Below are 25,349 nucleotides of genomic sequence, written 5' to 3' on the forward strand. Positions count from 1 at the left end.
CAGGGTACCGACCGCCGCTGGCTATCCTGACCACCATGACCACTCCGTCCTCGGACCGTGCGGTCGGAGGCGCCGGCCGCTATGCTCCGTCCCCCTCGGGGGACCTCCACCTCGGCAATCTCCGCACGGCGCTGCTCGCGTGGGCCCTCGCGCGCTCGACGGGCCGGCGCTTCGTCCTGCGCGTCGAGGACATCGACCGGGTGCGGCCGGGGGCGGCCGAGCGGCAGCTCGCGGACCTCGCCCGGCTGGGCCTCGACTGGGACGGCCCGCCGCTGCTGCAGTCCTCGCGGGAGGCCGAGCACCGGGCCGTGGTGGCGCGTCTCACCGCGGCGGGGCGCACCTACGAGTGCTACTGCACGCGCCGGGAGATCCGGACGGCCGCGAGCGCGCCGCACGGGGCCCCGGGCGCCTACCCGGGCACGTGCCGGGACCTCGACGACGCCGAGCGGGCGCGGCGCCGGCGCGAGCGGCCCCCCGCGGTGCGGCTGCGCGCGGACGTGCGCTCCCGCACGGTCGTGGACCGCTGGGCCGGGGAGTACACGGGCCTCGTCGACGACTTCGTGCTGCTGCGCAACGACGGCCGCCCCGCCTACAACCTCGCGGTGGTCCTGGACGACGCCCACCAGGGCGTGGACCAGGTGGTCCGGGGGGACGACCTGCTGGCCTCCACCCCCCGGCAGGCGTACCTGGTCTCGGTGCTCGGTCTGGGCGAGCCGGAGTGGGTGCACGTCCCGCTCGTGCTCAACGCGCACGGGCAGCGCCTCGCCAAGCGCGACGGCGCCGTGACCCTCGCCGAGCTCGCGGCGGCGGGACACGGCGTCGAGGAGGTGCTGGGCTGGATGGCCGCGTCGCTGCGCCTCCCGGGCCCGGTCCGGACGGCGCAGGACGTCCTCGCCGTCTTCGACGAGGACGTCCTGCCCCGGGAGCCCTGGGTCGTGGACCCGGCCCGGTGGGCCGCTCAGGCGCGCGAGGGCGCGGAGGTCCCGGCCTCCTCGGGGGTGTGCGGGTCCTCGGGCTCGGCCAGGAACCGCTCGTAGGCGGGGGTGGTCAGGAACGCGGGGTAGTCGTCGCCCAGGGCCACCTCCTCGAAGATGGAGCGGGCGTCGTCGAAGCGGTCGCCCTCGGTGCGCTCGATCTTCGCGAACTCCTCCTCCAGCAGCTCCTGCGCCCAGTCCCGGGTGATCTCCTCGCCCTCGTCCGTGATGGCGCGGCTGTTCACCCACTGCCAGATCTGGGACCGGGAGATCTCCGCGGTCGCGGCGTCCTCCATCAGGTTGTGGATGCCCACCGCGCCGTTGCCGCGCAGCCACGCCTCGATGTAGCGGATCCCCACCTCGATGTTGCCGCGGATCCCCGCCTCGGTGATCTTGCCCGTCGCGGAGGCGATGTCGATGAGCGCCTTGTCGTCGGGCACCACGTCCTCGCGGAGCCGGTCCAGCTGGTTCGGCCGGTCGCCGAGCACCGCGTCGAAGATCTCGCGGCACACGGGGACCAGGTCGGGGTGGGCCACCCAGGACCCGTCGAAGCCGTCGTCGGCCTCGCGGGTCTTGTCCGCGCGGACCTTCTCGAAGGCGGTGCGGTTGACCTCCTCGTCCCGGCGGGAGGGGATGAACGCGGCCATCCCGCCGATGGCCATCGCCCCGCGGCGGTGGCAGGCCCGCACGAGCTGTTCGGTGTAGGCCCGCATGAACGGCTGCGTCATGGTCACGGCGTTGCGGTCCGGGAGGATGAAGCGGGGCCCGCGGGTCCGGAAGTTCTTGATGATCGAGAAGATGTAGTCCCAGCGCCCCGCGTTGAGTCCCGCGGCGTGCTCCCCGAGCTCGTACAGGATCTCCTCCATCTCGAAGGCCGCGGTGATCGTCTCGATCAGCACCGTGGCGCGGATGGTGCCGCGGTCCGCCCCGAGCAGGGACTCCGCGCGGCTGAAGATGTCGTGCCACAGCCGCGCCTCCTGGTGGGACTCGGTCTTGGGCAGGTAGAAGTAGGGGCCCAGGCCGAGCTTCTTGAGCCGGCGCGCGTTGTGGAAGAAGTAGAGGCCGAAGTCCACGATGGCGCCCGCGATGGGCTCGTCCCGCACGGACAGGTGCTTCTCCTCGAAGTGCCACCCCCGGGGGCGCACCACGATGGTCGGGTTGGCCCGGGCGTCCTTGTTCTTCAGTGCGTACTTCTTGCCGTCCGGGTTGGTGAACTCGATGGTCCCCTCGAGCGCGTCGATCAGGTTGAGCTGGTTGGTGACCACGTTCGTCCAGTGCGGGGTGTTCGCGTCCTCCATGTCCGCGAGCCACACCTTCGCCCCGGAGTTGAGCGCGTTGATGGTCATCTTCCGCTCGGTGGGGCCGGTGATCTCCACGCGGCGGTCCTCGAGCCCGGGCGGGGGCGGCGGCACGCGCCAGGAGTCGTCCTCGCGGATCTTCCGCGTCTCCGGCAGGAAGGTGGGGTCGGTGCCGCGGGCGATCGCCTTGCGCCGTTCCTCGCGGGCGGCCAGCAGCTCCCGCCGGCGGGGCTCGAACTCGCGGTGCAGGGCTGCCAGGAAGCCGAGCGCGTCCGGGGTGAGCACACTGTTCTGCCGGGGCACGTGGTGACCGGTGAGGGTCACGCCGTTGATCGTCACGGGGTTGCTGGTCATGGTCATCATGGCTGGTTCCTCGCCTGAAGAGTGTCCTGGGAGATCGGGTGGAGCGGCTCCGGAGCGGGCCGGAGCGGGTCGTCGTCGGATGCGGCGCGGCCGGGGACCCTCTCGGGCCCCCGGCCGGTCGCGGCCGTCCGGCTCAGAACTGGGCGGTCTCCGTGGACCCGGCCAGCGCCGTGGTGGAGGACTCCGGGTTGAGGACGGTGGAGACCAGGTCGAAGTAGCCCGTGCCGACCTCGCGCTGGTGCCGGGTGGCGGTGTAGCCGCGCTCCTCGGCCGCGAACTCCCGCTCCTGCAGCTCCACGTAGGCCGTCATCTGGTTGCGGGCGTAGCCGTGGGCCAGGTCGAACATCGAGTAGTTCAGGGCGTGGAAGCCGGCCAGGGTGATGAACTGGAACTTGAAGCCCATCGCGCCCAGCTCCCGCTGGAACTTGGCGATCGTGTCGTCGTCCAGGTGCTTCTTCCAGTTGAAGGACGGCGAGCAGTTGTAGGCGAGCATCTGGTCGGGGTGCTCCGCGTGGATGCCCTCGGCGAACTTCTTGGCCAGCTCGAGGTCCGGGGTGCCGGTCTCCATCCACAGCAGGTCGGCGTACGGGGCGTACGCGTTGCCGCGGGCGATGCAGGCCTCGAGGCCGTTGCGGACCTTGTAGTACCCCTCCGCGGTGCGTTCGCCGGTGACGAACGGCTTGTCGCGGTCGTCGACGTCGGAGGTGATCAGGGTGGCCGCCTCCGCGTCGGTGCGGGCGATGATCAGCGAGGGGACGTCGGCGACGTCGGCCGCGAGCCGGGCCGCGCTGAGGGTGCGGACGTGCTGCTGGGTGGGGATGAGCACCTTGCCGCCCAGGTGGCCGCACTTCTTCTCGGACGCCAGCTGGTCCTCCCAGTGCACGCCGGCCGCGCCGGACGCGATCATGGACTTCATGAGCTCGTAGGCGTTGAGCGAGCCGCCGAAGCCGGCCTCGGCGTCGGCCACGATCGGGACCAGCCAGTCGTCCACGGTCCTGATGCCCTCGGAGTGCTCGATCTGGTCGGCGCGCATGAGGGCGTTGTTGATCCGCCGCACGACCGCGGGGACGGAGTTCGCGGGGTAGATCGACTGGTCGGGGTAGGTCTGGCCCGCGAGGTTCGCGTCGCCGGCGACCTGCCAGCCGGACAGGTAGATGGCCTTGAGACCGGCCTTCACCTGCTGGACCGCCTGGTTGCCGGTCAGGGCGCCCAGGGAGTTGACGAAGTCCTCGGTGTGGAGCTTCTCCCACAGCTGCTCCGCGCCGCGTCGGGCCAGGGTCATCTCCTCCTGCACCGACCCGCGCAGGCGGACGACCTCCTCCGCCGTGTACTCGCGGGTGATGTTCGCCCAGCGGGGATCGGCGTCCCACTCGTGGCGGATCTCGTCGGCGGTCTTGGGGGCGTTGGGGTAGGACATGTCGGCTCCTCGTTGAGTTGTCCGAGAACGGGTGCTTCGGCTGCGGGGTCACCGGGAAGTTCACTCCTCCGTGGTGACACATCCCACTTTGCCCCAGTTCAGACCGGGTGAACCCACATTTCTGGGTGAATTTTCGATGTTCTTCGCATATGGTGAAGAAATGACGACCAATGCCTGGGGCACCGAGGGACCGACGTCGACCGAGCCCGCCGGCAGCACCGATCTCATCGGTCTCGGCCGGCGCATCCGGTCCCTGCGCAAGGACCGGGGGCTGACCCTCGCCGAGCTCGCCGACCGGGCCGGCACGGCCACGTCGCAGCTGTCCGTGATCGAGAACGGGCGGCGCGAGCCCCGGCTCAGCCTGTTGCGGCGCCTCGCCGAGGTGCTGGGCACGAGCGTGGACGCCCTGCTCGGGGCCGAGCCCGGCACCCGGCGCGAGGCGCTCGAGATCCAGCTCGAGCGCGCCCAGCGCTCCCCGTTCTACGAGCAGCTGGGGCTGCCGACCGTCCGGGTCAGCTCCGCCCTGTCCACCGAGGTGCTCGAGGCGCTCGTGGCCCTGCAGGAGCGGCTGGCCGAGGCCCTCGAGAAGAACTCGGCCACCCCGGAGGAGGCCCGCCGGGCCAACGTGCAGCTGCGCCGGCTCATGCGGGAGCAGGACAACTACTTCCCGGACCTGGAGCAGGCCGCCAAGGAGCTGCTGACGCTGGGCGGCTACTCCTCGGGCCCCGTGTCCAACTCCGTGATCTCGGAGATGGTGGGCAAGCTCGGCTACAGCATCCACCACGTCACCGACCTCCCGCACTCGACCCGCTCGGTGACCGACCTGCTCAACCGGCGGATCTACCTGGTGCAGAGCCCGCGGGCGGACCACGACCCCCGCGCGGTGCTGCTCCAGGCCGTGGGGCACCAGGTGCTGGGCCACGAGCCGCCCAAGGACTACGCCGAGTTCCTCGCCCAGCGGGTGCAGACCAACTACTTCGCCGCGGCGGTGATGCTGCCGGAGGACAAGACCGTCCCGTTCCTGCTCGAGGCGAAGCGGAACCGGGACCTGTTCCTGGAGGACCTCAAGGACCGCTTCGCCGTCTCCCACGAGACGGCGGGCCACCGCTTCACGAACCTCGCGACCCGGCACCTGGGCATCCGCACCCACTTCCACAAGGTGCACTCGTCCGGGGTGATCCACAAGGCCTACGAGAACAACGGCCTGGCGTTCCCCACGGACCACACCGGGGCGATCGAGGGCCAGATCTCCTGCCGCAAGTGGTCCGGGCGCACCGTCTTCGACCAGCCCAACCAGTTCACGGCGTTCGCCCAGTACACCGACACGCCCTCCGGCACGTACTGGTGCTCCACGCGCACGGAGCTCTCGAGCCAGGGCGTGTTCTCGATCGGCGTGGGCGTCGCATTCACCGACGCCCGCTGGTTCCGCGGCCGCGACACCCCGCACCGCACCGTGTCGACGTGCCCGGACCCCTCGTGCTGCCGGCGCCCGCCCGAGGAGCTCAGCCGGGTGTGGGCGGGCCACGCCTGGCCCAACACCCGGGCGCACTCGCACGTGCTCGCGGCCCTGCCGGAGGGCGCCTTCCCCGGTGTCGACGAGCGCGAGGTCTACGAGTTCCTGCAGGCGCACGACGACGCCTGAGCCGGCCCCGCGGGCCGCCGGTCCGGGCTCCCTGCACCCGTCGTGGCTGGCCACTGCCCGGGAGCGCGCGTAAGGTCCTGTGGGTCCTTTGTCCCACCCACCCTCCTGGACGCTGCGCTCCACCCGGCCGGCGCCGGGCGGAAAGGAATCCATGCCCGACCAGCTGCCCCAGACGTTCGCGATCGTCATCTACTTCGCCGCCATGATAGCGATCGGCCTCTACGCCAACAGCAGGACGAAGAACCTCGACGACTACATGCTCGGCGGGCGCAACCTCAAGCCGGGCGTCGCCGCGCTCAGCGCCGGGGCCTCCGACATGTCCGGCTGGCTGCTCCTCGGCCTGCCCGGCGCGGTGTTCCTCTCCGGTCTGGTCGAGGCGTGGATCGCCTTCGGGCTGGTCATCGGCGCGTGGGTCAACTGGAAGTTCATCGCGCCCCGGCTGCGCTCCTACACCGAGGTCTCGCACAACTCGATCACCATCCCGTCCTTCCTGGACAACCGGCTCAAGGGCGGGACCCGGCTGCTGCGCATCGCCTCGGGGCTGATCATCCTGGTGTTCTTCACGTTCTACGTCTCCTCCGGCATGGTCGCCGGCGGGCTGTTCTTCCAGTCGTCCTTCGGCTCGACGTACCACGCCGGCCTGCTCCTGGTCGTCGGCGTGACCATCGCCTACACCCTCTTCGGCGGCTTCCTGGGCGCGACCTACACCGATGTGGCCCAGGGTCTGCTCATGTTCGTCGCCCTGGTCATGGTCCCGGTCGTCGGGATCATCAACGTCGGCGGCTTCGGGCAGATGGCCGAGAGCATCCGCGCCGTCCAGCCCGACGCCCTCTCCATGGTGTCCGGGGCCACGGCCATCGGTGTCATCTCCGCCCTGGCGTGGGGCCTCGGCTACTTCGGCCAGCCCCACATCATCGTCCGCTTCATGGCCATGCGCTCCCCCTCCGACGCCAAGACCGGCCGCCGGATCGGGATGGCCTGGATGGTGCTCAGCGTCATCGGGGCGATCGCCACCGCCCTGGTCGGCGTCGCCTACTACGGCAACCGCCCGGACGAGAGCCCGACCGACCCCGAGTCCGTGTTCCTGGACCTCGCGCAGCTCTTCTTCCACCCCCTCGTCGCCGGCTTCGTCCTGGCGGCCGTGCTCGCGGCGATCATGTCCACGGTCTCCTCCCAGCTCATCGTCTCCTCCTCCGCCCTGGTGGAGGACCTGTACAAGCTGACCGTCAAGCAGTCCCCGTCCGAGCGCAAGCAGGTGTGGATGGGCCGCGCGGGCGTGGCCGCCGTCGCCCTCGTGGCGGTGTTCCTGGCCTGGGAGCAGAACAACACGATCCTCGGTCTCGTGGCCTTCGCGTGGGCCGGCTTCGGCGCCTCGTTCGGCCCGATCGTGATCCTGTCCCTGTTCTGGCGCAGGCTGACCGACCTGGGCGCGATCACGGGCATGGTCCTGGGCGCGGTCACCGTGTTCGTGTGGACCGTGACCCCGTGGGCCGACCTCTACGAGATCATCCCGGGCTTCATCGTGAGCCTCGTGTCCGCCGTGCTGGTCTCGCAGGCCACCTACCGGCGCGACGAGGACGTCGAGCGCGAGTTCGACGACGCCGTGCGCCTCACCCACGCGGCGCAGGACGAGATGGCCGCCCGCTGACCTGTCGCGCCGCAGCACCGGGGCCCGTTCCGCACACCGGTTCGGGCCCCGTCGCCGTTCACGGACCGCTCACTCCTCGCGGGCCGGCGCCTGCTCGGCGGTCAGTACCCGATCGAGGCCAGGGTGGCCCGGATCGCCTCGGCCGAGCGGTGCAGCATGGCCAGCTCCTGCTCGTCCATGGGCACGACCAGGCGCTCGACGACGCCCCGCCGCGCGACGACCGACGGCACGGACAGGGCGACCCCGCTGATCCCCCGGTAGTCCTCGAGGACCGTGGAGACCGGCAGCACGGCGTGCTCGTCCCGCAGCACCGCCTCGGCCACGCGCGCCCCGGCCAGGCCGATCGCGTAGTTGGTGGCGCCCTTGCCCTGGATCACCGTGTACGCCGCGTTGATCGTCCGGTGCGTGATCTCGTCCAGCCGCTCGTCGGTGAAGGGCCGGCGTCCCTCCACCGTCCAGTCCCGCAGCGGGATCTGCCCGATGTTCGCGTTCGACCACAGGGGGAACTCGGTGTCCCCGTGCTCGCCGACGATCGTGGCGTGCACGCTCGTGGTGGACACCCCGCCCTCCTCCGCCAGCAGCCACCGCAGCCGTGACGTGTCCAGCACGGTCCCGGAGGACATCACCCGCTCCGGGGGCAGGCCGGTGAGCTTCTGCGCGATGACCGTGAGCACGTCGCACGGATTGGTCACGAGGACGTACACGGCCTCGGGCGCCTGCTCCACCAGGCGCGGCATCAGCTGCTCGAGGATCGCGGCGTTGGCGCCCGCCAGCTCCATCCGGGTCTGTCCGGGCCGCTGCTTGGCCCCGGCGGTCACGAAGACGATGTCCGAGCCGGCCAGCACGGCGACGTCGTCGGAGCCGGTGACGCGGGAGCTGGGGGTGAACATGGCCCCGTGGGCCAGGTCCAGGCCCTCGGCGCGGACCCGGTCGCCCGCGAGGTCGTAGAGGGCCACCTCCTGCGCGACGCCCTTGATGAGGGCCGCGTAGGCCAGGGACGAGCCGACGGAGCCGGCGCCGACCACGCCGATCTTGGTCCTCGTGGGAGTGGTGAGCACGGTCTCGGGCACGGGGAGCTCCTGACGGGTTCGGCGGTCCGCGGCGGCGGACGGTACGTCTCCATCCTGGGCCAGCGGCGCGGGGCGGGGAAGGGCCTGGGACACCGTGTCCGCGGCGCGCCTCAGCCGGCGCGGGACGCGGAGGCCGCCGCCAGGAAGTCCCGCATGAGGGGTCCCCCGGTGACCGAGCCCAGGTCGCCGTCCTCGACGAAGACGGCCACGGCGAGGTCCTCGTGCTCGGCGATCACCCACGAGTGGGTCCGGGGCGGGTCCTCGTCGCCGAACTCGGCGGTGCCGGTCTTGCCGATCGCGGTGTCCGGCTCGAGCTCCTGCAGCACGCCCAGGTGCCCGGAGGAGACGACGGCCCGCATCATGGTGCGCAGCTGCTCCGCCTCCTCGGCGGTCAGGGGCTCCTCCGGGCCGGGCCCGGCCGTGGCCCCGTCCTCGGGCAGGCCCTCGGTGCTGACGAGGCGGGGGGTGACGAGCTCTCCGGCGGCGACCGAGGCGGTGAGCCTGGCCATGCTCAGCGGGGACACGAGCGTGCGGCCCTGCCCGAACATCGCGGCGGCGTGCTGGGCCGGCGGCTCCTCCTGCGGGACCTCGCCCCAGAACGCGGGCACCGGCAGCTCCGTGGGCACCCCGAGCCCGAGCGCGGCCGCGGCCCCGGCCAGCTCCGCCTGGTCGATCCGGTCGTGCTGGTCCACGAAGGTGGTGTTGCAGGAGTGGGCGAGGGCCTCGGTGAGGGTGATCGACCCGGTGAACTCGGCCGGATAGGACTCGACGTTGTCGATCCGCACGCCCGCCGCGGTCGTGGACGGCGGGCACTGCACGACCGTCCCGGGGGTGTCGCCCTCCCGGAGCATCCCCAGGGCGGTGACGACCTTGAAGGTGGAGCCGGGCGCGTACCGGCCCAGCAGCGCGGTGGAGTACCCCTCGGAGCCCGGCCCGTTGGCCGAGGCGACGAGCTCGCCCGTGGAGGGGCGGATCGCCACGACGGCGGACGGGGACTCGATCCCGGCCAGCAGCTCCTCGGCGGTGGCCTGGAGTCCGCGGTCCAGGCTCACCGTGACCGGTTCGCCGGCCTCCGCCGGGACCTCGAACAGCGGCTCGCCGGTGGACGGCCGCACGCCGTCGTCGCCCGGCACGACCTCTTCGACGACCACGCCGGGGGCGCCGCGCAGCCGCTCGTCGAAGCGCTCCTGGACGCCCCCGCGGCCGACCAGCGCACCGGCCGCCAGCTCCCCGCCGGAGGCCTGCAGGTCCTCGGCGGTCGCCTCGGCCACCCCGCCCAGCAGGTCGGCGGCGAAACCGCGGGAGGGTGCCAGCGGCAGCTCGTCCTCGACCACGAGCAGGCCCGGGACCGCCTCCATCTCCTGCGCGTCCAGCTCCCGGAAGTCCTCCAGCCGCAGCGGGACGGCCTCGACGAACGCCTCGGGCCCGGCCTGCTCGACGGACTCGGCGTAGGCGTCGGCGTCGATGTCCACGGCCGCGGCGAGCCGGCGGGCCGCCGCGCCCGGGTCCGCCCCGTCGAGCTGCGACCGGTCGATCCCGACCCGGCGGACCGGGCGCTCCGTCACCAGGACCTCGCCGTCCGCGCCGAGGATGTCGCCGCGGTCCGCGGCCACGGTCCGGGCGCGGAGGGCCTCGCCCTCCTCCAGGCCCGGCTGCACCACGCCCGCCGACCACTCGGGGACCCACTCCCCGCTTCCCGAGCGGACCAGCGGAAGGCTCGAGTCGTACGCCCAGTCCTGATCGACGCCCGGGAGGTCCCAGGACCAGGACAGGGTGGCCTCGTGCCGTCCCTCCTCCCCGGTGTCCTCGACCGCGGAGACCTCGACGGCCGGGGCGGCCTCCCCGAGCCGCGCGGTGATCCGCTCGTACTGCTCCTGGGCGGAGGGGCCCTCGACGTCGCCGAAACCCAGTTCCTCGGCGCTGCCCGCGCTCAGGGCGGCGGCGACCCGCTCGGCGGTCTCGCGTCCGTCGTCGGGCGCGAGCACCGAGCAGCCGGTGGCGAGGAGGGCTGCGGAGAGGGCGATCGGGACGGCCGTCCTCGGCCACCGGCGGAGGGGCCGGGACGCGGCGGGCTGCGGGGCGGGGCGGTGAGTCTGCACGGTGTCGAATCTAGTCCGGCAGCCCCGCCCCGCCCAGGCCGGCGGAGGGATCCGGAGACGGAAGGACCGGTGGGCGCCGTGTCTGCACGGCACCCACCGGTCCGTCGGCCGCGCCGGGAGGGGGTGCGCTCCCGCGCGGGGGCGGGGCCGGGTGCCGGCCCCTCACCACCGGATCAGCAGTGGTACGTGTCGGTCGGCGCCTCGAAGTGGACGTCGTAGCCCTCGGGGATGCTCAGGCCGAAGGCGCCGGCCAGGCCCAGGATCTTCTTGGCGCGGGCGAGGCGCGGCAGGTCGGAGCCGTTGCGGATCTCCCCGCCGTCGGCGTCGAACTCCTGGAGGAACTCGGTGGCCCAGGACAGCTCGGACAGGGACGGGCTCAGGCCCTCGTTGACCGTGGCGGTCTGCTCCGGCATCAGGCACAGCTTGCCCGTCATGCCGAACTCGAGGGTCACGGACGTGGCCTCGGCGAGCTTCGGGCCGAGCGCACCGACGGCGGGCCCGTCGATGGGGCCGGGGAGGTTGGCCGCCCGGGAGGCGATGGTGAACTGCGAGCGCGTGTAGGCCAGCGTCATGGGGTTCTCGCCGAAGCCCGTGTCGCGCCGGAAGTCGCCCAGGCCGAAGCCGAGGCGGTACGTGGAGCGGGCGCCGGCGATGGCCTGCAGGTGCTGCACGCCGCGGGCCGTCTCGACGAGCGCGACGATCCTCGTGTCCTTGAGCAGCTCCGCGGTGCGGGTGACGTGCTCCGGGGACTCGACCATGGCCAGCATGACGCCGTCGAGGCCGCGGACGCCGGCGAGGGCCCGGAGGTCCTCCTCCCACCACTGGGTGCCGAAGCCGTTGACCCGCACCCACGCGTGGTGCTGCTCGCCGTGCTCGTCCTGGGCGTCCAGCCAGCTGATGACGTTGCGGCGGGCCCGTTCCTTGTCCTTGGGCGCCACGGAGTCCTCGATGTCCAGGACGACGACGTCGGCCGCGCTCGCCCGGGCCGCCGCGAACCGCTCGGCCTGGGCGCCGTTGACGAGCAGCCAGGAGCGGGCGAGCTCCGGGCCGACCGCGGGAGCGGCGGCCTGGGGAACCAGCGGCAGGGACGAGGTGGTCGGGGGCGTCGTCGAGGTCTCGATCGAGGTGGCAGTCATGAGGGCGTACCCGTTCTCCGTGAGGTGCAGCGAGCTGCGGTGTGACAGATGTGCCGGGGCACCTGTGCGGGGAGGGCAGGTGCTGCCCGGCGGAACCGTGACCGGTGCCGGGCCCGCGGGAACGATCGCGTCGCGGGGGTCCGGCCGGTGCGTGCCTCGGGCCGGGGATCGCGAGGTGGGCGAGCCGGTCCGTGCGCGCTGGATCAACGCGCTCGGCAAGTGCGGTGGCTCCACCGTAACCCAGATCACAGGAGGACGCCACCCACCCCCGCAGGCACGGGGCCCGGTGACAGGACGGCTTGACGAGGCCCCGTCACGGGTCCCGTCACGAGGCCCGGGGGGGTGTTCAGGGACGGACCGGACGCCGGGCTCGGGGACCGGGCTCAGGAGCGGCGCGCGGTGCGGGCGGTCGCCGGCGCCGTCCAGGGGTCCTCCGGCCAGGGGTGCTTCGGGTAGCGGCCGCGCATCTCGGCGCGCACCTGGGCGTAGGGGCCGGACCAGAACGAGGCGAGGTCGTCGGTCACGGCCAGCGGCCGCCCCGCCGGGGAGAGCAGGTGGAAGAGGACCGGGACCCGGCCGGCGGCGACCGTCGGGGACGCCGCCCACCCGAAGCACTCCTGCAGCTTGACGCTGACCACGGGCCGGCCGGCGGGGTCGTCGGCGGCCGGGTAGTCGATCCGGGCCCGGGAGCCGCTGGCCACGGCCAGCCGATCGGGGGCGAGCTCGTCGAGGCGGGCGGCCTCCGGCCACGGGAGCAGCCGCCGCAGGGGCGCGGCGAGATCGACCCGGGCACCGCCGGCGAGGGCGCCGAGCTCGGGCGCGAGCCACTCGTCGAGACGGTCGAGCAGGGCGGCGTCGGCCACGTCGGGCCATGGGTCCCCGAGCCGGTGGTGGAGCAGCGCGAGCCGGCGCCGGAGCCGGTCGGCGCCGTCCGACCAGCCGAGCAGGCCGAGGCCCTGCTCGGCCAGGGCGGCGCGCACGGCCTCCCGGGCGGCCTCCGGGGCGGGCCGCACGGGGGTCGAGGACAGCTCGATCGCCCCGAGCGCGCGGACCCGGCGGGCGCTCGCCCGCCCGTTCTCGAACCGGGTGCGGACCTCGTCGGTGAGCAGGTGCTCGGCGCAGCGCTCGGCGAGAGGGCGGTCGAGCGCCGCCGCGGCGCGCACGAGCGCACCGGTCCCGGCGGCGGCCTGCCCGGACGCCCGGGTGACATCGGCGACGGCGAGCCACTCGTGGCCCGCGAGGCCGCTCCCGGGAGTCAGGCCCGCGCGGGTCCCGGAGGCGAGCAGGTACGTGTCCCCCACCTTCCGGGCGACCCGCTCCGGCAGGGCCAGGGCCACGACGGCACCGGTCACGAGCTCGGCGGGGACGTCCCCGGCCGCCGGCGGCACGGGCTGCCCGAGCGCTCCGGCGGCCGGCGGGTCCGTGGCGATCCGCTCGAGGCGACGGGCCTCGTCGGCCCAGCGGCGGGCGTCCGGGACCCGCCCGGAGCGTAGCTCGGCGAGCAGGCGGGACAGGTCCCCGCCGGGCGGGCGGTGGTCGTCGGAGACCATCGCGACGACCTCGGCCGCCGGCCGGGCGCCGACGGTGCGGGCGCCGTCGAGCAGGCCGCGGGCCAGGCGCGGGTCCACGGGCACCGCCGCCAGCAGCCGGCCGGTGGCGGTGGCCCGGCCGTCGTCGTCGAGCGCGCCGAGCCCGTGCAGGACGGCGACGGCGTCGGCCAGAGCCGGTGCGGGCAGCGGGTCCGGCAGGGGCAGGCCCCGTCCACCGGGGGCGCCCCAGCAGGCGAGCAGCAGGGCGGCGCCCGTGAGGTCGGCGGCCGCGAGCTCGGGCGTCAGGTGGGGAGGCATCGCCGCCCAGGTACGTTCGTCGTAGCAGCGCACCACCTCCCCGGGCCCGAGCCGGGCGGCGCGGCCCGCCCGCTGCTCGGCCGAGGCCCGGGAGGCCGCGACGGTGACGAGGCCCGTCATGCCGCGGCCGGCGTCGCGCCGGGGCTCGCGGGAGAGCCCGGAGTCGACCACGAGGCGCACGCCCGGCACCGTCAGGGAGGACTCGGCCAGGGACGTGGAGACGACCACGCGCGGCGGGTCCCCCGGCCGGCGTCCCGAGGTCGCCCGGTCCTGCTCGGCGGCCCCGACCCGGCCGTGCAGCTCGAGCACCTCGGTCCCGCGGCAGGTCTCCCGCAGCCGCCGGGTGACCTGGGCGACCTCCCACGCCCCGGGGACGAACACGAGCGCGTCCGTGGAGCCGTCCCGGGCCAGGGCCTGCGCGTGCGCGTCGGCCGCGGTCCGGGCGACGTGGTCGAGGAACGGGTGGGTGACCCCCCGGTCGTCGGTGCGCCGGCCGGGGGCCGGGGCCCACCGGACCGTGAGCGGGTGCAGGGCCGCCGGGCAGTCGACCACCGGGGCCGGGGCGCCCTCGCCCAGCAGGCCGGCGAAGCGCGGGGCGTCGAGGGTCGCGGACATCGCGACGAGCACCAGGTCCTCGCGCAGCTGCCGGACCTCGGCCAGCATGCCGACGAGCAGGTCGGACTCGAGACCGCGCTCGTGGACCTCGTCGAGGACCACGGCGCCCACGCCGGGCAGGCCGGGGTCCTGCAGCAGCCGGCGCAGGAGCACGCCGGGGGTGACGAACTCGACGAGCGTGCGGGCCCCGGTGCGCCGGTCGCCGCGCACCGTGTGGCCCACGAGCTCCCCCACGCGGGTCCCGGTCAGGTGCGCCAGCCGGCGGGCGGCCGAGCGCGCGGCGACCCGGCGGGGCTGGGTGACGACCACCCGGCCGGGCCCGGGGTCCGGGGTGCGCTCGTGCAGCAGGTCGGCGACGAGCGGGGGCACCAGGGTGGTCTTTCCGTTGCCGGGCGGGGCCTGCACCACGGCGACGCCGCCGGCCAGCGCCGCGCGGAGCTCGCCGAGCACCCCGGCGACCGGCAGGCCGGCGCCGATCCGGGCGAGGTCGAAGGGGACGGAACTCATGGTCTCCAGTCTCCCACCGCCGTCCGGGGCCCGCTCCTGGTGGTCCGGCGGCCGCCGCGCGCGACGGCCACACCCCGGAACGGCCATGGCCCGCGCGGGGAGGGCGGTCAGCGCCCGGTGCGCGCCAGGAACCCGCGCAGCACCTCGGCGAACTTCTCCGGCTCCTGCGAGTGGACCCAGTGGCCGGCCTCGCGGATCGTCACCCGGTGCGTGCGGGGGAACAGGCCGCGCATGGCCGGTGCGTGCTCGTCGCGGACGTAGTCCGAGCGCCCGCCGGCGACCCAGAGCACCGGCCCCTCGTAGACGGCGTCCCCGGTGTCGGGGAAGCCGCCGATGGTGTCCAGGCTCGACCGCAGCAGCTCGAGGTTCGGCTCCCAGGAGAGGCCCTCCCTGCCCCTGCGCAAGTTCTGCAGCAGGAAGCTTCGGGTGGTGTCCCACGGGATGGGTTCCTTGAGGGCCTCGTCAGCGTCGGAGCGGCGCTCGACGGCCGTCAGGTCCACGGCCGCGAGGCTGTCCAGCAGGTGCGCGAACTCGCCCTCGCCGCCCCCGGCCCGGGCGGGGGCGATGTCCACCACGACGAGCCGGGAGACGAGAACCGGGTGTCGCAGCGCCAGCACCATGGCCACCTTGCCGCCGAGGGAGTGCCCGACGACGGCGACCGGTCCCTCCGAGGCGAAGTCGTCCCGCAGGGTCTCGGCCACGGAGTCCGCCATCTGCTCGTAGTCCACCCGGTCCGTCCACTCGGACCGGCCGTGGTTGGGCAGGTCCACCAGCAGGCTCCGGAAGTCGGGCTGAAGGTCCTTGGCGATCCGGGTGAAGTTCTTGCCCCGGCCGAACAGGCCGTGCAGGAAGACGACGCGGTCGCCGTCGTCCCCGACAGCGGTGGTGTGCAGGGTGCTCGTCCGGAAGTCAGCCATCCTCCGAGCTTAGGGTCTCGGCCGCCGGAGGACGGCACTGCGGGGGTCAGCGCGGCGTCCGGGGAGCCGTCCCGGGGGCCGGGGCGCGGGGCCGGCCGGCCGTGGGACGGTGCTCTCGTCGCGCGCCGAGGACTCAATGCCCCACAGTCGTCCGGAACTGTTGTCACGACCACCGGCGGAGTGATCGGATAGGGCACATGAAGAAGCTCATCAACGACCCGGCCGACGTCGTCCGGGAGGCCCTGCTCGGCATGCAGGCGGCGCACGGGGACCGTCTGCGCGTGGACCACTCCCACCGCGTCGTCTTCCGCGCCGACGCGCCCCGGCGCGGCAAGGTGGGCCTGGTGTCCGGCGGCGGCTCCGGACACGAGCCGATGCACGGTGGGTTCGTGGGCCCCGGCATGCTGGACGCGGCCTGCGCCGGCGAGGTGTTCACCTCCCCGGTGCCGGACCAGATGCTCGCCGCGACCCTCGGCGTCGACGGCGGCGCCGGCGTCCTGCACATCGTGAAGAACTACACCGGCGACGTCATGAACTTCGAGATGGCCGCCGAACTCGCCGCCGAGAACGATGTCGAGGTGGTCTCGGTCGTCACCGACGACGACGTCGCCGTGCAGGACAGCCTGTACACCGCCGGACGTCGCGGCGTGGGGGTCACCGTGCTGCTGGAGAAGATCGCCGGTGCGGCCGCCGAGGAGGGCCGTCCGCTCTCCGAGGTCGCCGAGATCGCGCGGCGGGTCGACGAGCAGGGGCGCAGCATGGGCATGGCGCTCACCTCGTGCACGGTCCCGGCCGCGGGCCGGCCGACGTTCGAGCTCGACGAGAACGAGATCGAGGTCGGCATCGGCATCCACGGCGAGCCCGGACGCGAACGGCGGCCGATCGCTCCCGCGCGGGAGGTCGCGGCCATGCTCGTCGAGCCGGTCCTCGCCGACCTGCCCGCGGCCGGCGGCGCCCCGGTGATCGCGTTCCTCAACGGCATGGGCGGCACGCCGCTGATCGAGCTGTACATCATGTACTCCGAGGTGCAGCAGCTGCTGCAGAAGGCCGGCATCCCGGTCGCCCGCAGCCTGGTCGGCAACTACATCACCTCCCTGGACATGGCCGGCTGCTCCGTGACCCTGCTGCGCGCGGACGACGAGATCGTCCGCCTGTGGGACGCGCCGGTCAACACCCCCGGCCTGCGCTGGGGCATGTGATGCCGGAGGTCACCGCCGAGGGTCTCGACCGCTGGCTGCGGAGGTTCGCGGAGGTCGTCCACGACCACGCCGCCGAGCTGACGGAGCTCGACTCCGCCATCGGCGACGCCGACCACGGCAGCAACATGGACCGTGGCATGCGGGCGGTCGTCGGCGCGCTGGACGCGGGCGACGCCGGCGACGCCGGCGCGATGCTGAAGAAGGCCGGCATGACCCTGGTCAGCACCGTCGGCGGGGCCAGCGGCCCGCTGTACGGCACGTTCTTCCTGCGGGTCGGCGGTGGGCTGACCGGTGGGCAGTCCGTCGACGCCGCCACGCTGGGCGGGGCGATGCGGGCCGGGCTGGAGGGCGTGGTCGCCCGGGGCAAGGCCCAGCAGGGCGACAAGACGATGGTGGACGCCCTGGTGCCGGCACTCGACGCGTACGACGCGGCGGTGGCCGGGGGCGCCGGCATCGCCGACGCGCTGTCCGCGGCGGCCGACGCGGCGGAGGCGGGCTGCGCCGCGACGATCCCGCTCGTGGCCCGCAAGGGGCGGGCCAGCTACCTGGGCGAGCGCAGCGCCGGACACCAGGACCCGGGCGCCACCAGCACGGCGCTGCTGCTGCGGTCCGCCGCCGACAGCCTGCCGTGATCGGCATCGTCGTCGTCTCGCACAGCCGCGCGCTGGCCGAGGCGGCCGTCGAGCTGGCCTGCGAGATGGTCGTGGAGCGCCCGCCGATCGCCGTGGCGGCGGGCGCCGGCGACGGGTTCGGCACGGACGCCGCCGCGGTGGCCGATGCCATCACCGCCGTCGACTCACCGGACGGCGTGCTGGTGCTCCTCGACCTCGGCAGCGCCGTGCTCAGCGCGGAGATGGCGCGGGAGTTCGTGCCGCCCGACGTCGCCGAGCGGGTCCGCCTGTCACCCGCTCCGCTCGTCGAGGGACTGGTCGCGGCCGTGGTGACGGCCGCGACCGGCGCGCCGCTGGACGCGGTGCTCGAGGAGGCCGGCCGCGGACTGGCCGCCAAGCTGGATCACCTGGGGGAGGCGACGGACCCGACGGGGGCCGGCACGAGGGCGCCGCCCGCGGCACCCGAGGTCGTCGCCGAGCTGCCCGTGGACACTCCGCACGGCCTGCACGCGCGCCCGGCCGCCCGGCTGGTCGGGCTCGTGCGGGCCGCCGACGCGGCCGCCGTGGTCACGAACCTGCGCACCGGCCGCGGTCCGGTCGACGCCCGCAGCCTGTCCGGGCTCGTGACGCTCGCCGTCCGGCAGGGCGACCGGCTGCGCTTCGAGGCGTCCGGACCCGGCGCCGAGTCGTTGACCGAGGCGGTGCGGGCGCTGGCCGCGGACTCCTGGGGCGACGGGCCCTCCGGGCCGGCGCCTCCTGCGGCCCCCGGGTCAGCCGGTCCGACGGTCGTGCCCACTTCGCCCGCCGCCGGGTCGGGCGTCGATGTCGCCCTCGGCCCGGCGGTCGTGCGGGGCGGCGCGATCGACCTCTCCGGCTACCGGCCGGGCGAGCCCGCCGAGGAGCAGCGGCGCTCGGACGCGGCGGTCGCCCGCGCGCTCGCCGAGCTGGCCGCGCTGCGCCGTTCCGCCGCCGGAGCCCCCGGCCCGATGGGCGCCGTCCTCGAGGCCCACGAGGCCCTGCTCGTCGACCCCGGGCTGACCGGCGCCGTCTCCGCCGGCATCGCCGCCGGCGCGCCCGCGCCCACGGCGTGGCAGGACCGGCTCTCCGCGCTGGGCGGAGAGCTCGAGGCGATGGACGATCCCTACCTGCGGGCGCGCGCCGAGGACGTCCGCAGCGTGCGGCAGCGGGTGCTTGCCGCACTGGCGGGAACCGGCGCGCCCGAGGACGCCGTCCCGGCCGGGGGTCCGCCCGTGGTCCTCGTCGTGCCGGAGCTCGACGCCGCGACGGCGGCGACGCTGGACCCGCTTCGGGTCGCGGGCGTCGTCACGCTGGCGGGCGGGGACACCGGTCACGGCGTCCTCGTCGCCCGCTCACGCGGCATCCCGGTGTACCACGACGCCGGGCCGGCCGCGGCCGCCGTGGCACCCGGCACCGTCGTCGGCTTCGACGCACGGGCCCGGCGGTTCGTCCTCGACCCCGACGAGAGCACCCGGCACTCCCTCCGCGAGCTGTCGGCCGCCCGGGCCGTCGAGGCCGAGCGCGTCCTGGCCACCGCCCGCGAACCGGGCGCGACCGCGGACGGCCACCCGGTGCCGGTGCTCGCCAACGTCACGACGCCGGCCGACGCCGGCCGGGCCGTCGCGTTCGGCGCGCAGGGGTGCGGGCTGCTGCGCACCGAGGTCCTGTTCGGCCACCTGGACGACGCCCCGTCGGTCGAGGCGCAGGCGGCCGCGTTCGCCGGGATCGCCGAGGCATTCGCCGGGCGGCCGGTGACCATCCGCACCTGGGACGTCGGCGGCGACAAGCCGCTGCCCTTCCTGCCGGCGCCCCACGAGGCGAACCCGTTCCTCGGCGAGCGCGGGCTCCGGCTCATGCGGCGGGCACCGGAGGTGCTCCGCAACCAGCTGACCGCGATCTGTCGGGTGGCCCGGGACCACCCCGTGCACGTCATGTTCCCCATGGTCAGCACCGCCGAGGAGGTGGCGTGGGCGCTGGAGCGGCTCGACGAGGCCTCCGCGGCGATCGGCGGCCGTCCGGCGGGGATGAGGGTCGGCGTCATGATCGAGGTCCCGGCCGCGGCCCTGGCCGTCCGCCGCGTGGCCCAGGGCCTCGACTTCGTGAGCATCGGCACCAACGACCTCGCGCAGTACACGATGGCCGCCGAACGGGGCAACACCGCGGTCTCCGCGCTGGCGGACGCCCGGCAGCCCGCCGTGCTCGACCTGGTGGCGCGGGTGTGCGCCGAGGTGCCCGAGGGCACGCACGTCGCGGTGTGCGGCAACCTCGCCAGTGACCCGGCCGCGGCGGTGGTGCTCGCCGGGCTGGGCGTCGAGGAGCTCAGCGTGCTGCCCACCCAGGTGCCCCTCGTCAAGGCACGGCTGCGGGACGTGACGCTGGCCGGTGCGCAGGACCTCGCACGGCAGGCCCTGGCGTGCGGGTCCGCCGACGAGGTGCGTGCGCTGCTGGCGGACGCTGCGGGCGCGGACCGGTCGGGACGCCGGCAGCGGTCGCCCGTGCGCGGCCGCGGCTCGGGTCCGATCCCGGCCGCCCTCCACGGCACCGTCGCAGACGGTCCGGGGGCCCTGCTCGAGACCGACGGAGAAGTCCCCGTAGACTCGGACCCGTGACCGACGCGACCCCGACCCCCGCCAGCAGCCACCTCCCCGAGCGGGTCTCCGAGCTCTTCGACCCGGCGCAGTGGCGCACGGTCGAGGGCTTCGAGGACCTCCGGGACCTCACCTACCACCGCGGCGTGGAGCGGGACGGCGACGGCGCCGTGCTGCGGGACCTGCCGTGGGTACGGATCGCCTTCCACCGCCCGGAGGTCCGCAACGCCTTCCGCCCGGGCACCGTGGACGAGCTCTACCGCGCGCTCGACCACGCCCGGATGAGCTCCGACGTGGGCGCCGTGGTCCTCACCGGCAACGGCCCCTCCCCCAAGGACGGCGGCTGGGCTTTCTGCTCCGGCGGGGACCAGCGCATCCGCGGCCGCGACGGCTACCGCTACGCCGAGGGCGAGACCGCCGAGAGCATCGACCCGGCCCGCGCCGGGCGGTTGCACATCCTCGAGGTGCAGCGCCTGATCCGCACCATGCCCAAGGTGGTCATCGCCGCCGTCCCGGGCTGGGCCGCGGGTGGCGGGCACTCCCTGCACGTGGTCTGCGACCTCACGATCGCGTCCCGGGAGCACGGGCGGTTCAAGCAGACGGACGCCACCGTGGGCTCCTTCGACGCCGGCTACGGCTCCGCGCTGCTCGCCCGGCAGGTGGGGCAGAAGGCGGCGCGGGAGATCTTCTTCCTCGCCCGGGAGTACGACGCGCAGCGGATGCTCGAGATGGGGGCGGTCAACGAGGTCGTCCCGCACGCGGAGCTGGAGAACGCGGCGATCGACGCCGCCCGGGACGTGGCCGCCCAGTCGCCGCAGGCGATCCGGATGCTGAAGTTCGCGTTCAACCTGCCCGACGACGGGATGGTCGGCCAGCAGGTCTTCGCGGGCGAGGCGACCCGCATGGCGTACATGACCGACGAGGCCGTCGAGGGCCGGGACGCGTTCCTGGGCAAGCGCGACCCGGACTGGTCCGGCTTCCCCTACTACTTCTAGGCCGCCTGCCGCCGGGCCGTGACCAGTGCTGCGGGTCACGACCCGTCCGGCGGCGCGAGGAGGAGGGCCGTGATGGCCGAGCTGATCGTCCCCGGCGACGCCGTGGTCCTCGACGGGCCCGTGGCCGGCGACCCCCTGCGGCTGCTGTCCCCGCTGACCCGCGCGCTGGGCCGGGAGGGCCCCGCCGTCGTCGTGCGCACGTCCGGGTCCACCGGCCGGGCCAAGCGCACGGTCCTCACCCGGGACGCGCTCGCGGCGTCCTCGATGGCCACCGCGGTGCGCACCGGCGGGGTGGGCCAGTGGCTGCTCGCGCTGCCCGTCCACTACGTGGCGGGGGTGCAGGTGCTCGTCCGCTCCCTCTACGCCGGGACGGACCCCGTGGTCCTCGACCCGGCGGCCCGCTTCACCCCGGAGGCCTTCGCGGCGGCGGCCGAGGAGCTGGAGGACCCCGTGCGCTACACGTCGCTCGTGCCCACCCAGCTGCAGCGGATCCTGGAGCCGGCGTCCGGGGTGCGCAACGGGGACGCGGTCTCCGCGCTGAAGAGCTTCTCCGCGATCCTGCTCGGCGGCTCGGCCGCTCCGTCGCGCCTGCTGGCGGCCGCCCGGGCGGCGGACGTCCGGGTGGTCTCCACCTACGGGATGTCCGAGACCTGCGGGGGCTGTGTCTACGACGGCGTGCCCCTGGACGGCGTCACCGTGCACGTGGCGGCGGCCGACGACGCCCCGCGCCCCGGTGGCCGCGGCGGGCCCGGGCCGGGCCGGATCTGGCTCGGCGGGGACGTCGTCGCCGCCGGCTACGCGGGGGACCCGGAGCAGACCGCACGGCACTTCCGGGAGACCGCCGGGACGCGCTGGTACCGCACGGACGACCTCGGCGAGCTCTCCGCCGACGGCGTGCTCACGGTGCACGGGCGGGTCGACGACGTCGTGAACACCGGCGGGGTCAAGGTCGCCGCGGGGCTCGTGACCGCCGCCCTGACGGAGCACCCCGCGGTGCGCCAGGCCCTGGTGCTCGGTGTGCCGGACGCCGAGTGGGGGCAGGCGGTCGGCGCCGCTGTCGTCGCCGCCCCCGGCACGGACCGCCGCCGGCTGCGCGCCGAGCTCGAGGAGCAGGTGCGCGCCCGGCACGGCGCCGCCGCGGTGCCCCGGCGCTGGGCCTGGCCGGACGAGCTGCCCCTGCTGCCCACCGGGAAACCGGACCGCGCCGCCGTGGGCCGCCTGCTCGGTTGAGGCTCCCGCCCGGCCCGGAGCCGGGGCAGGACCGTGACACAATGGTTCGCGGCCACGGACCCCCACCGCGGCCCGCATCCCGCACCCCGCACCCCGCGCGGGTCGTTCTCGACGGAGGTAGCCCGTGGCCACGCCAGCCCAGTGGATCGAGGGAGCCCGGCTCCGGACGCTGCCGATGGCCCTCGCCCCCGTGGTGGCCGGCTCCGCCGCGGCCCAGGCCCTGTACTCCTTCGACCCCGTCCGCGCGCTGCTCGCGCTGCTGGTGGCCCTCTTCCTGCAGATCGGCGTGAACTACGCCAACGACTACTCCGACGGCATCCGGGGCACCGACGACGACCGCGTGGGGCCCCTGCGGCTGACGGGCTCCGGGGCGGCCGCGCCGGGGCGGGTGCTGGCGGCGGCGCTGCTGTGCTTCGGTCTCGCCGCGCTGGCCGGCGCGGTCCTGGTGGTGCTGAGCCGCCAGTGGTGGTTCATCCCCGTCGGCCTCTCGGCCGTGCTCGCCGCGTGGGGCTACACCGGCGGGCGCAGCCCGTACGGGTACCGCGGGCTCGGGGATGTGTTCGTGTTCGTCTACTTCGGGCTCGTGGCCGTGCTCGGCACCACGCTCACCCAGGCCGGCACCCTGAACCTCGAGGCGTTCGTCGCGGCGCTGTCCACCGGCCTGATCGCCACCGCCCTGCTGATGGCCAACAACCTCCGGGACCTGCCCGGGGACCGGGAGGTCGGCAAGCGGACCCTGGCCGTGCGGCTGGGCGACCCGCTGGGCCGGGTGGTGTTCACCGCGGAGATCGCCGTGGCGTTCGCACTGGTGCTGTTCCTCGTGCCCTACAACCCGTGGATGCTGCTCGTGCTGCTGCTCCTGCCGCTGGCGTGGGCGCCCGTGGCCACGGTGCTGCGGGTGCGGGACCGCCGCCAGCTCATCCCCGTGCTCCGGCAGTGCGGGGTGCTCAACGTGGGCTGGGCCGTGCTCTTCCTGCTGGCGGTGCTGCTGCGGCAGTGGTGGTGAGCCCCCGCTGAGGAATCAGCGGCCAGGGGCTCAGACCTCGCGGCCGTCCTCGCGCAGCCTCCGGTCCACGTAGGCGTCCTCGACCTCCTGGTCCTCGAGCGCCACCCGGTTGCGGGGCTTCGGCGCCCGCGCGACCCACCGGTGGACCTCCTCCCCCGCGGCGGCGTGCAGGCGCGGGAAGAACAGGTAGGAGACCGCGAAGGAGATCGCCACCGCGGCGACCCCGGACAGGACCAGCCCGACGCCCAGCCACATGCAGAGCAGGAAGGCCAGCACGAGCAGCGCGAACCGGAGCAGGGAGTACTTCAGGAAATTCACGCGCCCAGTCTAGCGGGACCGCCTGACAGGTCTCCCGGGGCGCTGAGCTGGCATCCAGGCAACTCCCCTACGATTGTCGGCATGGGCAGAGCCATCCTCATCATCGGCGCGGCCGCTTTGGCGGTGGGCGTGATCGTCTACTCCCTCATCGAGTGCGCCCGGACCGACAGCACCGACATGCGCGGTCTCCGCAAGGGCGGCTGGATCGCGGTGATCCTCCTCCTGCCGCTCGTCGGCGCCCTCCTGTGGTTGTTCTTCGGGCGTCCCAAGGGCACCGCCGAGTCGTCGCGCGCCGTGCGCGGCAGGGGGCCCGACGACGACCCCCAGTTCCTGCGCAACCTCGAGGAGCGCCGCCGGCAGCAGGAGAAGGCCGAGAAGCTCCGGCGGTGGGAGGAGGATCTGCGGCGCAACGGCGGTCCGGGTGCGGCCGGCGGCACCGGGCCGCAGGACAGTCCGGGCGACCGCCCCGACGACGGGCCCTCCGGCGGCTCGTCCGCCGGCCGCAGCGACGGACCCACCGACGGCTCCCCCGGGAACCGGCCGCCGCACGCCTGAGCCGCACGGCTCCCCCGGGAACCGGCCGCCGCACGGCTTCGTCGCACGGCCCGGCCGTACGGCTCGATGACACGACGCGACCGCACAGCCGACCTGCGCGGCCGACCCGCACCGTGGAACCGGCTCACCGGCCCACCGGCGACCCGACCACGACGAACGCCCCGCACCGAGGAGTGCGGGGCGTTCGTCGTCGCCCGGCGCGGGCGGCCGGAGGGTCAGACCCCGGCGTAGGAGTGCAGGCCGGCGAAGACCGTGTTGACCACGGTGAAGTTGAAGAGCACGCAGAGGTAGCCGACGATCGACAGCCACGCCGACCGGTTGCCGGTCCAGCCCCGGGTGGCGCGGGCGTGCATGTAGGCGGCGTAGACCACCCAGATCACGAAGGTCCAGACCTCCTTGGTGTCCCAGCCCCAGTAGCGGCCCCAGGCCTGCTCCGCCCAGATCGCGCCGGCGGCGAGGGTGAAGGTCCAGAAGGCGAACCCCACCGCGTTGAGCCGGAAGGACAGGTTCTCGAGCGCCTGGGAGGACGGGACCATCGCCAGGAAGCCCATGCCGCGCCGGTCGCCGGACAGGATCGCCCGCTCCCGCCGGGCCTGCAGGAGCTGCAGGACGGCCATCGCGAACGTGATGGTGAAGACCCCGGAGGCAGCCACGGCGATGGACACGTGGATCACCAGCCACCAGGACTGCAGGGCGGGCTGCAGCGGCCCCACCGGGGTGGGGAAGCCGATGGTGGCCGCGCAGAGCATGATCACGACGAGCCCGGCCACCAGGGAGCCCACGAAGCGCAGGTCCCGGGCCAGCAGGGCCAGCAGGAACACGCCCGCGACGACCAGGGCGCCCGTGGTGCAGAACTCGTACATGTTGCCCCACGGCACCCGTCCGGCCGCGAAGGCCCGGCTGAGCACGGCGGCGGTGTGCACGGCGAAGCCCAGGACCATGACGGCCACGGCCACGCGGGCGGCGGGACGGCGCTCACCGGTGTAGCGCATCTCCTCGTCCGCCACGTGCCCGGCGAGGGCGGAGCGCGCGCTCGTGCGGTAGCCGCGCCCGCGGTGGCCCGCGCCGTGGCCCGCCCGGGAGTCGGCGGGCTCGGCGGCGTCCCCCGAGGCCGCCGCGGAGGCTCCCGCGGCGGCGCCCACGAGCTCGCGCTCGCCGGTGCCCTCGGCCCCGCGCAGGGTCTTGGAGTGGGACGCGAGGTCCCAGGCGAAGGCCACGAAGGCCACCAGGTAGGTCATGGCCGCCAGGAGCATGAACAGATCGCTCCAGGCGCCCAGTGTCTCGTTGACGGTCATG

19 protein-coding genes are annotated in these 25,349 nt (G+C 74.6%); 10 read left to right on the forward strand and 9 right to left on the reverse strand.

Translation table 11 applies throughout. The features are described 5' to 3' along the window. Nucleotides 1–35 precede the first annotated feature (35 nt). Nucleotides 36–1,037 (forward strand): tRNA glutamyl-Q(34) synthetase GluQRS, encoded by a 1,002-nt coding sequence (gluQRS, locus tag ACYVM4_RS12615; protein WP_460668766.1) that lies wholly within the window; start codon nucleotides 36–38, stop codon nucleotides 1,035–1,037. Here the strand turns inward: gluQRS and aceB are convergent. After that, nucleotides 959–2,632: a malate synthase A gene (aceB, locus tag ACYVM4_RS12620; RefSeq protein WP_460669075.1), complete on the reverse strand. Its 1,674-nt coding sequence runs from the start codon at nucleotides 2,630–2,632 to the stop codon at nucleotides 959–961. The genes gluQRS and aceB overlap by 79 nt on opposite strands. A 136-nt stretch (nucleotides 2,633–2,768) precedes the next feature. Continuing rightward, entirely contained in the window at nucleotides 2,769–4,052 is a 1,284-nt protein-coding gene (gene aceA, locus ACYVM4_RS12625; protein WP_368830493.1) for an isocitrate lyase, read from the reverse strand. A 160-nt stretch (nucleotides 4,053–4,212) separates the two neighbouring features. Here aceA and ACYVM4_RS12630 point away from each other — a divergent pair, with 160 nt between their 5' ends. Both ACYVM4_RS12630 and putP read left to right on the forward strand, forming a co-directional pair. Next, nucleotides 4,213–5,694, forward strand: coding sequence for a helix-turn-helix domain-containing protein (locus ACYVM4_RS12630; protein ID WP_460668767.1), 1,482 nt, complete (start codon nucleotides 4,213–4,215; stop codon nucleotides 5,692–5,694). A 151-nt stretch (nucleotides 5,695–5,845) separates the two neighbouring features. Next, the gene (gene putP, locus ACYVM4_RS12635; RefSeq protein ID WP_460668768.1) at nucleotides 5,846–7,342 is read left to right on the forward strand and encodes a sodium/proline symporter PutP; all 1,497 of its coding nucleotides are present in this window, start codon (nucleotides 5,846–5,848) and stop codon (nucleotides 7,340–7,342) included. 101 nt (nucleotides 7,343–7,443) lie between these two features. Here putP and ACYVM4_RS12640 read toward each other — a convergent pair whose 3' ends face one another. The 5 genes from ACYVM4_RS12640 to ACYVM4_RS12660 form a co-directional block, all read right to left on the reverse strand. Next, nucleotides 7,444–8,412 (reverse strand): L-lactate dehydrogenase, encoded by a 969-nt coding sequence (locus ACYVM4_RS12640; protein WP_460668769.1) that lies wholly within the window; start codon nucleotides 8,410–8,412, stop codon nucleotides 7,444–7,446. 110 nt (nucleotides 8,413–8,522) lie between these two features. Continuing rightward, complete coding sequence (locus ACYVM4_RS12645; RefSeq protein WP_460668770.1) at nucleotides 8,523–10,511, reverse strand: penicillin-binding transpeptidase domain-containing protein; 1,989 nt, start codon at nucleotides 10,509–10,511, stop codon at nucleotides 8,523–8,525. Nucleotides 10,512–10,684: 173 nt separating this feature from the next. Further along, nucleotides 10,685–11,647 carry an HpcH/HpaI aldolase/citrate lyase family protein gene (locus ACYVM4_RS12650; protein ID WP_460668771.1) on the reverse strand — a complete coding sequence of 321 codons (963 nt, stop codon included), beginning with the start codon at nucleotides 11,645–11,647 and terminating at the stop codon, nucleotides 10,685–10,687. A gap of 383 nt (nucleotides 11,648–12,030) precedes the next feature. After that, complete coding sequence (gene hrpB / locus ACYVM4_RS12655; RefSeq protein ID WP_460668772.1) at nucleotides 12,031–14,616, reverse strand: ATP-dependent helicase HrpB; 2,586 nt, start codon at nucleotides 14,614–14,616, stop codon at nucleotides 12,031–12,033. Nucleotides 14,617–14,723: 107 nt separating this feature from the next. Continuing rightward, nucleotides 14,724–15,533, reverse strand: a complete 810-nt coding sequence (locus tag ACYVM4_RS12660; protein WP_368820515.1) for an alpha/beta fold hydrolase — start codon at nucleotides 15,531–15,533, stop codon at nucleotides 14,724–14,726. Between the two features lie 197 nt (nucleotides 15,534–15,730). Here ACYVM4_RS12660 and dhaK point away from each other — a divergent pair, with 197 nt between their 5' ends. The 6 genes from dhaK to ACYVM4_RS12690 all read left to right on the forward strand — a co-directional run bounded on the left by dhaK (nucleotide 15,731) and on the right by ACYVM4_RS12690 (nucleotide 23,180). Beyond that, nucleotides 15,731–16,732 (forward strand): dihydroxyacetone kinase subunit DhaK, encoded by a 1,002-nt coding sequence (dhaK, locus tag ACYVM4_RS12665; RefSeq protein WP_368820516.1) that lies wholly within the window; start codon nucleotides 15,731–15,733, stop codon nucleotides 16,730–16,732. Next, nucleotides 16,732–17,364 carry a dihydroxyacetone kinase subunit DhaL gene (gene dhaL, locus ACYVM4_RS12670; protein ID WP_460668773.1) on the forward strand — a complete coding sequence of 211 codons (633 nt, stop codon included), beginning with the start codon at nucleotides 16,732–16,734 and terminating at the stop codon, nucleotides 17,362–17,364. The genes dhaK and dhaL overlap by 1 nt, the downstream gene beginning before the upstream one ends. Then, nucleotides 17,361–19,970 carry a phosphoenolpyruvate--protein phosphotransferase gene (gene ptsP, locus ACYVM4_RS12675; RefSeq protein WP_460668774.1) on the forward strand — a complete coding sequence of 870 codons (2,610 nt, stop codon included), beginning with the start codon at nucleotides 17,361–17,363 and terminating at the stop codon, nucleotides 19,968–19,970. Before dhaL ends, ptsP begins: the two co-directional genes overlap by 4 nt. Next, nucleotides 19,967–20,944, forward strand: a complete 978-nt coding sequence (locus tag ACYVM4_RS12680; protein ID WP_368820519.1) for a 1,4-dihydroxy-2-naphthoyl-CoA synthase — start codon at nucleotides 19,967–19,969, stop codon at nucleotides 20,942–20,944. The genes ptsP and ACYVM4_RS12680 overlap by 4 nt, the downstream gene beginning before the upstream one ends. A 72-nt stretch (nucleotides 20,945–21,016) precedes the next feature. Continuing rightward, entirely contained in the window at nucleotides 21,017–22,174 is a 1,158-nt protein-coding gene (locus ACYVM4_RS12685; protein ID WP_460668775.1) for an AMP-binding protein, read from the forward strand. Nucleotides 22,175–22,298: 124 nt separating this feature from the next. After that, nucleotides 22,299–23,180, forward strand: a complete 882-nt coding sequence (locus tag ACYVM4_RS12690; protein ID WP_460668776.1) for a 1,4-dihydroxy-2-naphthoate polyprenyltransferase — start codon at nucleotides 22,299–22,301, stop codon at nucleotides 23,178–23,180. A gap of 30 nt (nucleotides 23,181–23,210) precedes the next feature. Here ACYVM4_RS12690 and ACYVM4_RS12695 read toward each other — a convergent pair whose 3' ends face one another. Beyond that, complete coding sequence (locus tag ACYVM4_RS12695; protein WP_368820523.1) at nucleotides 23,211–23,498, reverse strand: DUF4229 domain-containing protein; 288 nt, start codon at nucleotides 23,496–23,498, stop codon at nucleotides 23,211–23,213. Nucleotides 23,499–23,579: 81 nt separating this feature from the next. On the opposite strand from ACYVM4_RS12695, the gene ACYVM4_RS12700 reads away from it, so the two are divergent. Beyond that, the gene (locus ACYVM4_RS12700) at nucleotides 23,580–24,053 is read left to right on the forward strand and encodes a PLDc N-terminal domain-containing protein (protein WP_368820525.1); all 474 of its coding nucleotides are present in this window, start codon (nucleotides 23,580–23,582) and stop codon (nucleotides 24,051–24,053) included. 215 nt (nucleotides 24,054–24,268) lie between these two features. Here ACYVM4_RS12700 and ccsB read toward each other — a convergent pair whose 3' ends face one another. Next, nucleotides 24,269–25,348: a c-type cytochrome biogenesis protein CcsB gene (gene ccsB, locus ACYVM4_RS12705; protein ID WP_460668777.1), complete on the reverse strand. Its 1,080-nt coding sequence runs from the start codon at nucleotides 25,346–25,348 to the stop codon at nucleotides 24,269–24,271. Nucleotide 25,349: the final 1 nt, after the last annotated feature.

The sequence above is a fragment of the Kocuria himachalensis genome (assembly GCF_054784195.1).